Here is a 12,620-nt window from a genome sequence, read left to right on the forward strand (position 1 = left end):
TATTAGATTTAGAGGTTAGACTTTAGTGATTCACCAAAATCCGTGCAATAATGATTTAAAGCGTCTTGGTCTGACAAACAAAGTTGCTCGTCGGCACTTTTTCGAATTTTTTTATTTCGTTAAAACCACCTTGTACTTCTGTAAAATTACGATAACCTCTTGATTGCAAAATACTTGCCGCGATCATACTTCTGTAACCACCAGCACAATGAATGTAAAAATGCTCAGAATTGTCAATTGCTCCCACCCAATCATTGATATAGGCCAAAGGCTTGCTATATGCTTCATCGATGTGTTCTGCTTCGTACTCTGTTTCTTTTCTTACGTCAATAACTTTCTGACCTTCAGAATATTCTGAAACAAACTGTTCTGCAGAGATCCTTTTGACCTCATCGATTTCTTTTCCAGAATTCCTCCAGCTTTCAAAGCCTCCTTCCAAGAATCCGACCACGTTATCAAATCCAACTCGGCTAAGTCTTGTGATCACTTCTTCTTCAGTTCCCAAATCTGAGACCAGGATAATCGGCTGTTGTACATCCACGATCATCGCTCCAACCCAAGGCGCAAAATCACCTTTGATCCCGATGTTTATTGAATTTGGAACGAAACCTTTATGGAAATCTGCTGCACTTCTTGTATCCAAGATCAATGCGCCGGTTTCTTCAACTGCAATCTCAAAATCTTCTACTGCGATGGGATTATTTCCCTTTTTTAGAACTTTTTCGAAACTTTCGTAGCCACCTTTGTTCAGTGCTACATTCATCCCGAAATATTTTGGAGGTGCTGTCAAACCATCCAAAACCTCATCGATAAAACTCTCTTTGGTTGGCTGATTCAGCGCGTAATTAGTTCTTTTTTGATTTCCCAGAGTATCCACCGTTTCTTTCTGCATATTCTTCCCACAAGCAGAACCAGCGCCGTGAGCCGGATAAACTGTAATGGAATCATCCAAAGGTAAGATCTTGCTGTGAAGACTTTCGTACAACATTCCTGCTAGATCTCTTTCGGTGATCTCGCCAGACTTTTGAGCAAGATCTGGTCTTCCTACATCACCTAAAAACAAGGTGTCGCCAGAGAATATGGCCGTTTCTTTTCCATTTTCGTCAATCAAAAGATAAGTTGAACTTTCCAATGTGTGACCTGGCGTGTGAAGGACTTTTATTTTGATTTTTCCTATCTCGAAAATCTGTTCATCTGTGGCGATGATCGCTTCGAATTCCGGTTTTGCAGTTGGTCCGTAAACGATAGGTGCATCTGTTTTTTTGGATAGGTCCAGATGTCCGGAAACAAAATCAGCGTGGAAATGGGTTTCAAAAATATATTTGAGTTTGACCTGGTCTTTTTCCAAGCGTTCTAAATAAGGTTTGATCTCTCTTAACGGATCAATGATCGCTGCTTCGTTCCCAGAAACAATGTAATAGGCTCCTTGTGCAAGACAGCCTGTATATATTTGTTCGATTTTCATTGTAAATCAATAGATTATATTCAAAAGCCAAAGGAGTACCTTCCATTTCGACTTTTGATCATACAAATATGAGACTATTTAAAATAACTATAAATAAATTTTAACTGATATTATTTATGATTCCGATATAAAATTAAACAGTTGCTTAAATTTACTAAAACAGAATTACAAGTCTAAACAATTACTTGACCAACAAATATATTCCCACACCGACAGAGGCGTAAGCTACAACGGTGATGATATCGGCTGTTCGGTTGGAAAAACGTCTTTCTGCAATCGTGGATTGATCGATCTGGTTCTTATGAAACTTGAGGACCTTTTTTGGTTTATGGATCACGTGAGCAACCAACGTGTCACTTTCCCATTTGTCCACTTGAATCCTATATGGTTTTCCGCCAACGTCGATTTTGAAGTACTTGTTGGCCTCCAGCTTTTCCTGAATACTCTGTGGCTGGTTTGGTTTGTTCCCAGTGGAGCTTCTATTCCTCTGCGAAGATTCCATATTTGCCCTAGCTGCGGTCATTTTGCCTACCGCTATATCTGGTTTTACGGGCGGTTTTTTAGTTTCTTGAGGTTTTTCATCACTTTCTGTCTTTACTTTGTAGGTGTAACAGCTTATCAGAGAAAACGATATAAGGAGGAGATAAATATTTTTCATTAGCCAAATTTAAGAATTAAACGGATTATTTCTGATTTTCTTTTAATTAAGAACGTGATTATTAGTCAAAAATTCCAAATATGGCAATTAACGTAGCCAAATAATCTCTGAATTAATTCGTATTTTAGCGCTTCTAAAAATCAGAACTTTGGCTAAGAAAGAAACTCCGTTAATGACGCAATACAACACCATCAAGGCAAGATATCCTGATGCACTTTTGCTGTTCCGCGTGGGAGATTTCTACGAGACATTTGGCCAAGATGCGATCAGAACGTCTCAAATTTTGGGCATTGTTTTGACCAAAAGAGCCAATGGCGAAGGTCACATCGAGTTAGCAGGATTTCCGCATCATTCTGTAGATTCCTACTTGCCAAAACTTGTGAGAGCCGGATTGCGTGTAGCGATTTGTGACCAATTGGAAGATCCAAAAACGGTAAAAGGCATCGTAAAACGTGGTGTGACAGAATTGGTGACGCCTGGCGTGACGTTCAACGATCAGGTTTTGAGTTCCAAGAAAAATAATTTCCTGCTTTCCCTTCACAAAGAAAAGGAAAAATACGGATTGGCTTTGGTAGATGTCTCCACGGGAGAATTTCTCGTGAGCGAAGGAAACTTGGAGAAATTGCTTCACATCGTTCATACTTTTGATCCAAGCGAAATTATCTACCAAAGAACGACTGAACTTCCGAGTCAATTAAAAAACAAAAGCGCTTTCAAGCTGGAAGACTGGGCCTTCAGATATCCTTATGCTTACGAAAAACTGACCTCGCATTTCAAAACACAATCACTGAAAGGTTTCGGGATCGAGGAACATAAATTGGGTGTAACTGCAGCTGGAGCCATCTTCGCTTATTTGGTTGAAGATACGCATCACGCACTATTACAACACATTACAAGAATCAATCTGATTCCGCAAGATGATTATCTGATGATGGATGGTTTCACTTTGAGAAATCTGGAGATTGTTTATTCTGCCAGTCAGCAAGGGAAATCGCTTCTGGATATTATCGATAAAACTTCTACGCCAATGGGCGGAAGATTGTTGAGAAGACGGATCATTCTTCCTCTTAAAAATATCAGCGATATCAACAGAAGACTCAACCTCATCGAGTTTCTGAACAAAGAAGATGCTTTGAAGTATGACATCAAGGATTTGTTGAAAGGCATTTCTGATCTTGATAGATTAATCGGAAAATTGGCCGCCGAAAAGATTTCACCTAAAGAATTAGGTTATCTCCGACAATCGGTGGTCAACATTCAGGAAATCAGAACAAAACTGTTGAAGTTCCCAAATGTTTTGGCTTGGCTTGACCCGATTATCAACCTTGATGATTTGATCAATTTTATTAAGAATCATTTGAATGATGAGCTTCCCGTCAACATTAGCAAAGGCAATGTCATTCGGGAAGGAATTTCTGAAGAACTCGATCATCTAAGAAATATTCAAAGTAAAGGTCGCGGTTTCCTGGACGAGATGTGCCAGCGCGAAATCGAAAGAACCGGGATCACAAGTTTGAAAATCGATTTCAACGGCGTTTTTGGTTACTACATCGAAGTTCGAAATACACATAAAGACAAAGTTCCGGCTGAGTGGATCCGCAAACAAACTTTGGTGAATGCCGAACGTTACATTACAGAAGAACTTAAAGAATACGAAACTCAGATTCTCGGCGCTACAGATAAAATCAGCGCGCTTGAATTTAAACTTTACAGAAATGTCTGCGATAATGTGATGATCTACATCGATCAGTTGCAGGAAAATTCAAAATTGATTGGCGAATTGGATTGCGCGGTTGGATTGTCGGAACTATCGGTGGAAGATAATTACACTAAACCAATTCTGAACGATTCTTTTTCCATCAACATCCAAGAAGGACGACATCCGATCATCGAAAAATCTTTGCCACTCGGTGAATCTTACATTCCGAATGATGTTTTCCTTGACAGAGATTCACAACAAATCATCATGGTCACCGGACCGAATATGGCAGGTAAATCAGCGATTCTGAGACAAACGGCGATTATTTCTTTGCTCGCTCAAATTGGAAGTTTTGTTCCAGCGAAACACGCTGAGATTGGAACTTTAGACAAAATTTTTACCCGAGTTGGTGCGTCGGATAATCTATCGGCTGGCGAATCTACGTTTATGGTGGAAATGAATGAGGCCGCGAATATCCTTAATAATATCTCGGACAGAAGTTTGATCTTGCTTGATGAGATCGGGCGTGGAACGTCAACTTACGACGGTGTTTCCATCGCTTGGGCGATTGCAGAATATCTCCATCAACATCCGACGCAACCGAAAACGCTTTTTGCAACGCATTATCACGAGTTGAACGAAATGTCCATCAATTTTGAGAGAATCAAAAATTTCCATGTCTCCATCCAAGAAGCGAAAGGAACGATCATCTTTTTGAGAAAATTGATTTCTGGCGGAAGCGAACACAGTTTCGGGATTCACGTCGCGAAGCTGGCTGGAATGCCTTCGAAAGTGGTGAATCGTGCAAATGAGATCTTGAAAACTTTGGAATCTAACCGATCAACCCAAGAGTCTGGCGACAAGATAAAACGTGTGACCGAGGAGAATCTTCAGCTTTCATTCTTCCAATTGGATGATCCGGTTTTGGAAAACATCCGGGAAGAACTCACAAAAATTGACATCAATACCTTGACGCCAATTGAAGCTTTGATGAAGCTGAATTCTATTAAAAAGATGATTGGGAAATAGTTAATTCATAAAATTCATTGTGAGAGGAAAGTTATAATTACTTTTTACTGCTATACCATTATGCATTGCAGGAATCCATTTTCCTTTTATTTTTTTTATCGCATTAACTGACGCTTCATTGAAAGTAAGGTTTTTTCCTTTTGCTTTAATATCCGAAACGATCCCTTTTTCATTTACAACAAAAGTAATTTGCGTACTCACTTGGCCACTACCAGCTAATTTGTTAGAATCAAATTTTTTTGTAAATTCATTTCGAAAGGCATCCATGCCTCCAGAAAACTCTGCAAATTTATCAAATTCAGTCTCTGTCAATTCTGTTGATTGAGAAGTCTCCTGTGATAAAACAGTAATACTTAAAATTAACGTAAGAACAAATAAAATTTTTCTCATACTTAAATTTTTTCAAATATAAACATTTAATTCATTCTACCTATTTTCTAAAAAAATTCGATTCTTTCGAACCGGAATATTTATTTAGCTGAATCTTTTTTTACCGCTACCGTATCCACTTTATTAGAATCTGTAGAAAGTGATGCGGAATCCACGCCTTCGTTTCTCATATGTTCTGCGCTGTGATCATCTTTTCGCTGCTCACGCTTGTCTTTGTCTGGGATACAGCTGGTTGCCAAAAATGCTAACGAACTGAATATTAATAACTTTTTCATCGGAGTAAATTTTATGGTTATGTTAAAATAGAGATGGGTCAAAAATCAAACCGAAAATGAATTTAGATATTCGCCTTTGCTGGAAACCTAAATCTTGCTCTCACGGGAACATCATTTACTTTTGCTGGGCTCCATTTGGTTTTTATTTTCTTGATTGCGCGTACCGCCTGCTCATTGAAACTTCGATTCTGTCCAAGGGCCTTCAGGCTGGAAATCGTTCCATCCCTCTCTACCACAAAAGTGACCTCTGTGCTGAACGTCCCTTTTCCCGTAATTTTATTGACATCTACATTTTTTGCAAACTCAGTTCTGAAAGACGTCATTCCACCAGGAAATTGTGCAGCCTTATCAACCATTTCATAGACTTCCTCATTCGCTGTGACGACCGTTGTCTGTGAAAATACCATCGCATGGATTAAAATTCCAAAAAGTAAAAGTAATTTTTTCATCGTTATTTTTTTCAAAGATATTGATTTACAGAATTTGATGGAAGTGTCAAAAACAATTTTTAAATTTGAGTACGCACAAATCATGATCTTGAGAAACAACAATATTTTAGAAACGCACAATTTCTTTTCGAAATATGAGACTGCCATTGTGTATGCATTGCTCGCTGTACAGTATCTTTTCATAGCGATGTTTCCCAATTCTCAAAATTCCGATATTGAGAAAAATTACATTTACCTCTGGTTTTTTGATATTTTCCTCGCCATTCCAATTATCATTTTGACCTACTTTACAAATCTCGTTAGGCGGATCATCTTATTAATTATCTTGGTGAGTGCTTTCGCATTTTTCTTTTTCAAATTTGGGTTCAATTCCGTTTATTTCAATACATTTATTGCGATATTTTTGGCAAATCGGTTTTTACTATTCAACTTAAGTCCAGAAGACCAAGCAAATTTGACAGGTGATAAGTTCAAAAGGTTTTTGTTGGCATTTCCCGTAGGTTTTGTGGTAACAGTTACAGAATCAATCTTAGGTAAAATCGGAATCATCGAGCATGAGAGAGTTGGAGAAAACAGCGTCGTGATGTCAACATTCGGCAAGGTTTTCCTCTTCGTGAGTTATTATGGCCTGATCGCTTACTTGGAATATAGAAAAGTCAAATATCCAAATCGTAAATTCTTTTTATGAAATTCAATCTAAAATATTTCCTGATTGCAGTATCAATTTTCCTTCTCGAAGTTTTGATTGCTACGAAACTGAAGGACATTTTCTTTGTCAGAGCTTATCTCGGCGATGTTTTCGTGGTGATGCTGATGTATTATTTCATCAAAGCTTTTTTCAAACTCGATGCTACGAAACTGATCATTGGAATTTTTGTTTTCTCTTGTTTGATAGAGTTTCTCCAATACTTCCATTTCGGCGAATTATTGGGATTTAAAGAAAATAGAATCGTGATGATTGTACTTGGCAACTCTTTTAGCTGGATCGATATTCTCTGTTATTTCGCAGGTTGCGTGATCTTATTTTTAATTGAAGTCCGGAATTTGTCGAAAGTTTAATTTTAAGTCATCTGATCGATCAGTGTTCTTCCACATAACTCATATATTCTTTCATAAAATTCAAAGATCTGTCACTCATCGTCGAGAACTCGAAAACCTCATTTTTTCTGATGAGATATCTTGTATTAAATGTTCGGTTGCAATTGCCATTACCAGAATGAGACACTTCATCTAATAGATCGTAATTCTTCTGAGCAATTTCTTCATTTTCAAATTCATAAATACAAATCTTAAACTCATAATAATAGCTTCTTAATTTCTTTTTTGAATACGTTCGGCTATTGTATCTGATCTTTTTTGAATTACTCTTTACCGAGTATGCCCGCACCCCAGTGCTTTGAATATTATATTGTATATGCTTCACACAATCGAGGACAAAACGATATTCTGCTTTTTCATTCTCCACCGTATATGCCGAAATGGAGAAGTCGTGCCTCTCCAGTTCTTCTGTCAAATGGTTGATAATATCGGTATTGTCCGGCATACTGACTGTTCGAATCGTATCTTGGGTATATTTTTGATTGAATAATTGATACAGAGTCGAATCCTCGGCATTTTTATGACAAGAGTTTGCTATGAAACAAATTAAGATCGCTACAATGCAAAGACAGAAACCATTATTCAATTGATGTTTATTCACCATATATCAAATGATTACCGCCCGAAAGTGTCGTAATGGTCTTCAGCGTATTTGATAAAACGATTGAGCAGCGCGGCATTTTCTTTTTCTAACGGCGTCAATTCTGCGTCCACATTATTAGAAACAGGAACATACCAATCTGACTGATTGAAGAATTGGCGGAAAGTTTCTTTCTTGAATGAGTAGCCGTGTCTTGCAAATATCGCATTCTTGATGATCTCCATATCCAGTTTTGGCAGGTTTTTCAAATCTTTTTCCGTGAGTTTTTGCTTCGAAGCGTTGATGGTGAAAATCGCATTGGTCGCGTATCGCTGTTGGTCTGTCTCGTACGTTCCTTGGTCATTACCATCTTCGTCTTTTCCGAAGGACATTTTTTTCATTTTATGGCTTGTCCAATCCACAACGTCTGTGTCTTTATCCAGCATGAAGTTTGGATTGTAAACAAATTCTTTCTTCACGAGTTTTAAGCCTTTCTTTTTTATCCTCACAGCAGTCTGATCAAATGCCGTCCAAATTCCAACCAAACTGTCGCCTTTTATTTTCACGTCAAATCTTCCATCGGTTTTATCATCTCCTGGCTCATCCAGAATAAAGGAATTGGTACTTTCATTCAATATGCCACGGAAAGGTCTTTGGTTGCCATTGAGAACACTTTGTCCGTAAACGCTATCCTTGGTGATCTTATTAATTTTAAAGGAGATCTTTTTCACCATGTCTTCTTCGTCATATTCACCATCATTGATACTATAATCTGGAGAAAAATAACCGTAATAGACGCCGTACATTTCCTTATGGATTTCGGGAGTCTGATTTGCAATCAAGGAATCCTTCTCAGGTTTCGTTTCGGTGATCTCTGTCTTTTCTTTTTTGCAGGAAATCACAGCAAGAGATAGAATCAGGCTCGCTAAAATCAAGTTTAAGTGTTTCATCGTTTTTGTTTTTTGATCAAATATTCTACTAATAATAAGTTCGGAACCCAACCTAGCCACGCGATGATCTGATAAACATCCATAGGATTGGGATGGAATAAATATACTAAAATTACTTTCCACATTCTCAAAGTGATCGCAGAAAGTGCCAATGCGTAACTTCGCCACATCCAGAATCGATGTTGCTGAATATTTCTTTTCCGGATTTCTGAGTAAGATCTGTAAGTTGTGTAAAACCAAAGAATTCCCAAAAGAACGAATGAAACTTTCGCAATCCATCCACCATTCGCAAAAACACCAATGTAGATTCCTGATAATGAAGACAAAATCAAGGTCACAAAAACATAGATCCTTCCGGAAAACCGATGCAGATATTTTAAGTTCTTATCAAAAAAAACAGCAATAAATCCTGCCATCAAAGCGAAAATACTGCTGTAAACGTGTACATAAAAAATCGGTAGATACTCCGGTCTGGAAGTGACTTCCGTTTGTTTGATCATTAGAAAACTGACATTGGAACTGATTGGAATATAGTCCAAAGTGATCTTCAACATCAACCCAAAAAAGTAAATAAAAGTAATTGCGACAATGGCTTTTACAATGACAATTTTGGACTTGATGAAACGGAGCATGGCTCTATTCTTAAATCGGAATGAAAATAAGAGCAGCGATAGCAGCCAGCGCAATGGCCGCAGAAAGCAAGATATCCGGTTTCTTGATCTCTCTCACCTCACTTTTCTCGATCTCCACCATTTCGCCGGCTTTGTTTTTACCGTAGATCTTGGTTGCATCCAGCTTCAGCACTTCTATTTTTTGAGATTTTGCATCTTTAGTTTGGATCGTATATTTTTTGTAAAGTTCTATCGAGTTGTCGTACAATGGTTTATTGGGAGACACGACTCTTGTTTGGCAAGAAGCAAGCATGAAAAACACCGATAAAACCAGGATTCTAAATATATTTTTTGAATATTTCATTTTAAACTTAATCTGTTTTCAAAGTTAATAAAAGATTTGATTAATTAGAATTTAGATGTTGCGAGATCAGCCACGCTTCACTCCAGCAAGCCTGGAAATTAAAACCACCCGTAACGGCATCTATATCAAGAACTTCGCCAGCAATATAAAGATCAGGAAGAATTTTTGAGGCCATATTTTTGAAGTTGATCTCCTTCAGATCCACGCCTCCGGCCGTTACAAATTCGTCTTTGAAAGTTGACTTTCCTGTGACCTTCAATTTCTTTGCGCAAAGGTTTTCCAGGATCAATGACATTTCTTTTCCCGAAAGATTGGCAATTTGTTTTTCTGCATCAATGTGATTGATCTCCAGGATCTTATTCCAAAAACGATTGGTCACATCAAATATCTTGGATTGCCCAATGGACCGTTTCGGATTGCTGTTTTTGAAATCTTTCAATTCTTCCTCAGCTTCTGAAATTGGTTTGGAGATGAAATTGACCTCGATATCAAAATTGTATTTCAACTTCGCCAGATTTCTCGCTTCCCAAGCCGAAATTTTCAGAATCGCAGGACCAGAAAGTCCCCAATGCGTGATGAGAAGCGGACCAGATTCTTCCGTCTTCAAACTTGGAATGCTGACTTCTGCATTTTCGAAACTGGTTCCCGGAAGGTCTTTCAGCAAAGCATCTTTGATATTGAAAGTGAAAAGTGATGGGACAGCTTCCACGATCTTATGTCCAAGATTTTGAATTAATTTGACCGATTTCGGAGAACTTCCCGTGGTGTAGATAACGATGTCTGCCGTGAAATCGCCTTGTTTTGTTTTGATCAGATAATCTTCATCTTGTTTAATGATCTCAGAGACCGAAACCTGCGTTTTGACTTCGAAGTTTTTATTTTTGACTTCATTGATCATTGCATTGATGATGCTTTGCGAAGAATCTGTGGTCGGGAAAACGCGGTTGTCTTTTTCAATCTTCAAAGGAACCTCTCTCGTTTCAAACCAATCCATCGTGTCGCCAGGTTGAAACTTGGTGAAGACACTCAGCAATTCGCGGTTTCCTCTCGGATAGAAATTCACCAATTCCCTTGGGTCGAAACAGGCGTGCGTCACATTGCAACGGCCACCGCCGGAGATTTTTACTTTCTGCAAAACATCGGAATTTTGCTCGAGGATTGTCACGTAATATTTGTTCTCATCAAGATTTGCAGCCGCGAAAAATCCAGCAGCGCCGCCTCCAATGATGATGATTCTTTTCTTTTTTGACATTGATCTAATTTTCTTCAGCAACAAATATGTCTCGTCTTCGTCACTTTGTATTCGATGCACAAAATTACATTTTTAAGATCCATCTCAAATGGTTAATTTTGAAGAATATTAAAATCGAAAACATGTCTGTCTATTACCATAAATTTGAAGTACGCTGGAGCGATATCGATGCAAATCGCCACCTTGGAAACTCCACTTATGTAGATTACTGTTCGCAAACCCGAATGGCTTTTCTCAACAAAAACAAGATCGGTTTGACGCAGCTCAACCGTTGGGGCGTTGGTCCGGTGATGATGCACGAGAAATATTCCTTCTTCCGCGAGATCTATGCAGACCAGACGGTTTTTGTAGGTTTGGAAGTCGCATCTATTTCGGAAGATGGTTCCATTTATCAGTTTGTTCACAAATTTTATCTGCCAGACGGAACGCATTGTGCGACTGCAGAAGCAACCGGCGTTTGGATCGATGTGATGCTTAGAAAGATCACAACGCCACCAGAAGATATCATCTTGGTCATGAACGAATTCAAGTCTGAAAATGTGAATATCATCACTAGAGATTTCTTGAAAACCTTGCCTTTCCGTCCGGAGAACATTAGTCCCGAAATATTCAAATAGATGAGTCCTGATAATCGATAAAAAGATTTTTCGGTTGTCATTGATCCATCATCATTAATCCATTATTATTTATAAAAAATGCTCGAAGATAAATCACAAGAACTCACGCCTATCTCCAAATTGGGAGAATTTGGTTTGATCAAACATTTAACGGAAAGTTTCCCGATCGTCCAGAATTCAACAAAACTATCCATTGGCGACGATGCAGCAATTATTGATGCGGAAGGTCAAAAAGTTGTCGTTTCTACAGATATGTTGGCGGAAGGCATCCATTTCAATTTGGGCTACGTTCCCTTGAAACATTTGGGATATAAAGCAGTTGTTGTCAACCTCAGCGATATTGCAGCGATGAACGCAACACCGACTCAAATTCTGGTTTCCGTTGCTGTTTCCAGTCGTTTTCCTGTGGAAGCTTTGGAAGAGATCTATGATGGGATTGCGTTGGCTTGCAACAGATACAAAATTGACCTAGTTGGCGGAGATACAACAAGTTCCAACGCTGGTCTGGTGATAAGCATCACAGCCATTGGACTTGAAAAAGAAGAAAATATCGTCAAGAGAAGTGGCGCAAAACCAAATGACCTTTTGGTTGTTACCGGAGATCTGGGAGGCGCTTACCTTGGATTGCAGATTTTGGAGAGAGAACATTCGGTTTTTCTTGCGAACCCAAACATGCAGCCCGAGATGGAAGGTTTTGATTACATCTTGGAAAGACAATTGAAACCAGAAGCAAGAACGGATATTAAAGCTAAATTAGCAGAGTTGGACATTTTACCAACTTCAATGATCGACGTTTCTGATGGTTTGGCTTCTGAGGTTCTTCATTTGTCCGATCAATCAAAAGTTGGTTTCAATGTCTATGAAGAAAAAATTCCGATGGATGAAACCACCATTCACACGGCTGATGACCTCAACCTGAATCCTGCAATGGCCGCGCTAAACGGCGGTGAAGATTATGAATTATTGTTCACGATCTCTCCTACTGATTTTGACAAGATCAAGAATCATCCGGACTTCACCATCATTGGCCATGCAACGGAAAACAACGAAGGTAATTTCCTAATTGCCAGAGGTTCCAATCAATTGATCCCATTGACTGCACAAGGTTGGGATGCGTTCCTGAATAAGGAATAATTTTTGGAACAGAACTTGTAAAACACAAATAATATTTAAAATATAAAAA

The 12,620-nt window shown here is 38.5% G+C and carries 15 protein-coding genes; 5 read left to right on the forward strand and 10 right to left on the reverse strand.

Annotation, left to right across the window (positions count from 1 at the left end; genetic code table 11):
- Window positions 1-55: 55 nt before the first annotated feature.
- Together BMW39_RS07630 and BMW39_RS07635 are read right to left on the reverse strand one after the other, a co-directional pair.
- On the reverse strand, window positions 56-1,465 hold the full coding sequence (locus tag BMW39_RS07630; protein WP_034973543.1) for an MBL fold metallo-hydrolase: 1,410 nt from the start codon (window positions 1,463-1,465) through the stop codon (window positions 56-58).
- 181 nt (window positions 1,466-1,646) lie between these two features.
- Window positions 1,647-2,123: a hypothetical protein gene (locus tag BMW39_RS07635; protein ID WP_034973545.1), complete on the reverse strand. Its 477-nt coding sequence runs from the start codon at window positions 2,121-2,123 to the stop codon at window positions 1,647-1,649.
- Between the two features lie 172 nt (window positions 2,124-2,295).
- On the opposite strand from BMW39_RS07635, the gene mutS reads away from it, so the two are divergent.
- Window positions 2,296-4,851: a DNA mismatch repair protein MutS gene (gene mutS / locus BMW39_RS07640; RefSeq protein ID WP_034973547.1), complete on the forward strand. Its 2,556-nt coding sequence runs from the start codon at window positions 2,296-2,298 to the stop codon at window positions 4,849-4,851.
- Here mutS and BMW39_RS07645 read toward each other — a convergent pair whose 3' ends face one another.
- The 3 genes from BMW39_RS07645 to BMW39_RS07655 form a co-directional block, all read right to left on the reverse strand.
- Window positions 4,852-5,241, reverse strand: a complete 390-nt coding sequence (locus BMW39_RS07645) for an energy transducer TonB (protein ID WP_051879831.1) — start codon at window positions 5,239-5,241, stop codon at window positions 4,852-4,854.
- 80 nt (window positions 5,242-5,321) lie between these two features.
- Window positions 5,322-5,516: a hypothetical protein gene (locus BMW39_RS07650; protein WP_034973549.1), complete on the reverse strand. Its 195-nt coding sequence runs from the start codon at window positions 5,514-5,516 to the stop codon at window positions 5,322-5,324.
- A gap of 62 nt (window positions 5,517-5,578) precedes the next feature.
- Window positions 5,579-5,965: an energy transducer TonB gene (locus tag BMW39_RS07655; RefSeq protein ID WP_051879832.1), complete on the reverse strand. Its 387-nt coding sequence runs from the start codon at window positions 5,963-5,965 to the stop codon at window positions 5,579-5,581.
- A gap of 82 nt (window positions 5,966-6,047) precedes the next feature.
- Between BMW39_RS07655 and BMW39_RS07660 the strand changes: the two genes are divergently transcribed.
- Together BMW39_RS07660 and BMW39_RS07665 are read left to right on the forward strand one after the other, a co-directional pair.
- Window positions 6,048-6,653 (forward strand): hypothetical protein, encoded by a 606-nt coding sequence (locus BMW39_RS07660; protein WP_165569335.1) that lies wholly within the window; start codon window positions 6,048-6,050, stop codon window positions 6,651-6,653.
- The gene (locus tag BMW39_RS07665; protein WP_034973553.1) at window positions 6,650-7,024 is read left to right on the forward strand and encodes a ribosomal maturation YjgA family protein; all 375 of its coding nucleotides are present in this window, start codon (window positions 6,650-6,652) and stop codon (window positions 7,022-7,024) included. Before BMW39_RS07660 ends, BMW39_RS07665 begins: the two co-directional genes overlap by 4 nt.
- 19 nt (window positions 7,025-7,043) lie before the next feature.
- On the opposite strand, the gene BMW39_RS07670 is transcribed toward BMW39_RS07665, so the two are convergent.
- Genes BMW39_RS07670 through BMW39_RS07690 form a run of 5 tightly spaced genes read right to left on the reverse strand, consistent with a single transcriptional unit; the run spans window position 7,044 to window position 10,820 of the window.
- On the reverse strand, window positions 7,044-7,667 hold the full coding sequence (locus tag BMW39_RS07670; RefSeq protein ID WP_034973555.1) for a hypothetical protein: 624 nt from the start codon (window positions 7,665-7,667) through the stop codon (window positions 7,044-7,046).
- 11 nt (window positions 7,668-7,678) lie between these two features.
- Window positions 7,679-8,593 carry a YARHG domain-containing protein gene (locus BMW39_RS07675; RefSeq protein ID WP_034973557.1) on the reverse strand — a complete coding sequence of 305 codons (915 nt, stop codon included), beginning with the start codon at window positions 8,591-8,593 and terminating at the stop codon, window positions 7,679-7,681.
- Window positions 8,590-9,225: a DUF2306 domain-containing protein gene (locus BMW39_RS07680; protein ID WP_034973559.1), complete on the reverse strand. Its 636-nt coding sequence runs from the start codon at window positions 9,223-9,225 to the stop codon at window positions 8,590-8,592. Before BMW39_RS07680 ends, BMW39_RS07675 begins: the two co-directional genes overlap by 4 nt.
- 10 nt (window positions 9,226-9,235) lie before the next feature.
- Window positions 9,236-9,568, reverse strand: coding sequence for a bacteriophage spanin2 family protein (locus BMW39_RS07685; protein WP_034973561.1), 333 nt, complete (start codon window positions 9,566-9,568; stop codon window positions 9,236-9,238).
- A 40-nt stretch (window positions 9,569-9,608) separates the two neighbouring features.
- Window positions 9,609-10,820, reverse strand: a complete 1,212-nt coding sequence (locus BMW39_RS07690; protein ID WP_034973563.1) for a BaiN/RdsA family NAD(P)/FAD-dependent oxidoreductase — start codon at window positions 10,818-10,820, stop codon at window positions 9,609-9,611.
- Window positions 10,821-10,942: 122 nt separating this feature from the next.
- On the opposite strand from BMW39_RS07690, the gene BMW39_RS07695 reads away from it, so the two are divergent.
- Window positions 10,943-11,437, forward strand: a complete 495-nt coding sequence (locus BMW39_RS07695; protein WP_034974255.1) for an acyl-CoA thioesterase — start codon at window positions 10,943-10,945, stop codon at window positions 11,435-11,437.
- A 78-nt stretch (window positions 11,438-11,515) separates the two neighbouring features.
- Window positions 11,516-12,571, forward strand: a complete 1,056-nt coding sequence (gene thiL, locus BMW39_RS07700) for a thiamine-phosphate kinase (protein ID WP_034973565.1) — start codon at window positions 11,516-11,518, stop codon at window positions 12,569-12,571.
- Window positions 12,572-12,620 lie beyond the last annotated feature (49 nt).

This window comes from Epilithonimonas lactis (assembly GCF_900110605.1).
GTDB classification, from domain to species: Bacteria; Bacteroidota; Bacteroidia; order Flavobacteriales; family Weeksellaceae; genus Epilithonimonas; species Epilithonimonas lactis.

Coding starts and splice junctions, on each gene's coding strand:
- BMW39_RS07630 (WP_034973543.1), bottom strand. CDS start 1,465: ATGAAAATCGAACAAATATATACAGGCTGTCTTGCACAAGGAGCCTAT.
- BMW39_RS07635 (WP_034973545.1), bottom strand. CDS start 2,123: ATGAAAAATATTTATCTCCTCCTTATATCGTTTTCTCTGATAAGCTGT.
- mutS (WP_034973547.1), top strand. CDS start 2,296: ATGACGCAATACAACACCATCAAGGCAAGATATCCTGATGCACTTTTG.
- BMW39_RS07645 (WP_051879831.1), bottom strand. CDS start 5,241: ATGAGAAAAATTTTATTTGTTCTTACGTTAATTTTAAGTATTACTGTT.
- BMW39_RS07650 (WP_034973549.1), bottom strand. CDS start 5,516: ATGAAAAAGTTATTAATATTCAGTTCGTTAGCATTTTTGGCAACCAGC.
- BMW39_RS07655 (WP_051879832.1), bottom strand. CDS start 5,965: ATGAAAAAATTACTTTTACTTTTTGGAATTTTAATCCATGCGATGGTA.
- BMW39_RS07660 (WP_165569335.1), top strand. CDS start 6,048: ATGATCTTGAGAAACAACAATATTTTAGAAACGCACAATTTCTTTTCG.
- BMW39_RS07665 (WP_034973553.1), top strand. CDS start 6,650: ATGAAATTCAATCTAAAATATTTCCTGATTGCAGTATCAATTTTCCTT.
- BMW39_RS07670 (WP_034973555.1), bottom strand. CDS start 7,667: ATGGTGAATAAACATCAATTGAATAATGGTTTCTGTCTTTGCATTGTA.
- BMW39_RS07675 (WP_034973557.1), bottom strand. CDS start 8,593: ATGAAACACTTAAACTTGATTTTAGCGAGCCTGATTCTATCTCTTGCT.
- BMW39_RS07680 (WP_034973559.1), bottom strand. CDS start 9,225: ATGCTCCGTTTCATCAAGTCCAAAATTGTCATTGTAAAAGCCATTGTC.
- BMW39_RS07685 (WP_034973561.1), bottom strand. CDS start 9,568: ATGAAATATTCAAAAAATATATTTAGAATCCTGGTTTTATCGGTGTTT.
- BMW39_RS07690 (WP_034973563.1), bottom strand. CDS start 10,820: ATGTCAAAAAAGAAAAGAATCATCATCATTGGAGGCGGCGCTGCTGGA.
- BMW39_RS07695 (WP_034974255.1), top strand. CDS start 10,943: ATGTCTGTCTATTACCATAAATTTGAAGTACGCTGGAGCGATATCGAT.
- thiL (WP_034973565.1), top strand. CDS start 11,516: ATGCTCGAAGATAAATCACAAGAACTCACGCCTATCTCCAAATTGGGA.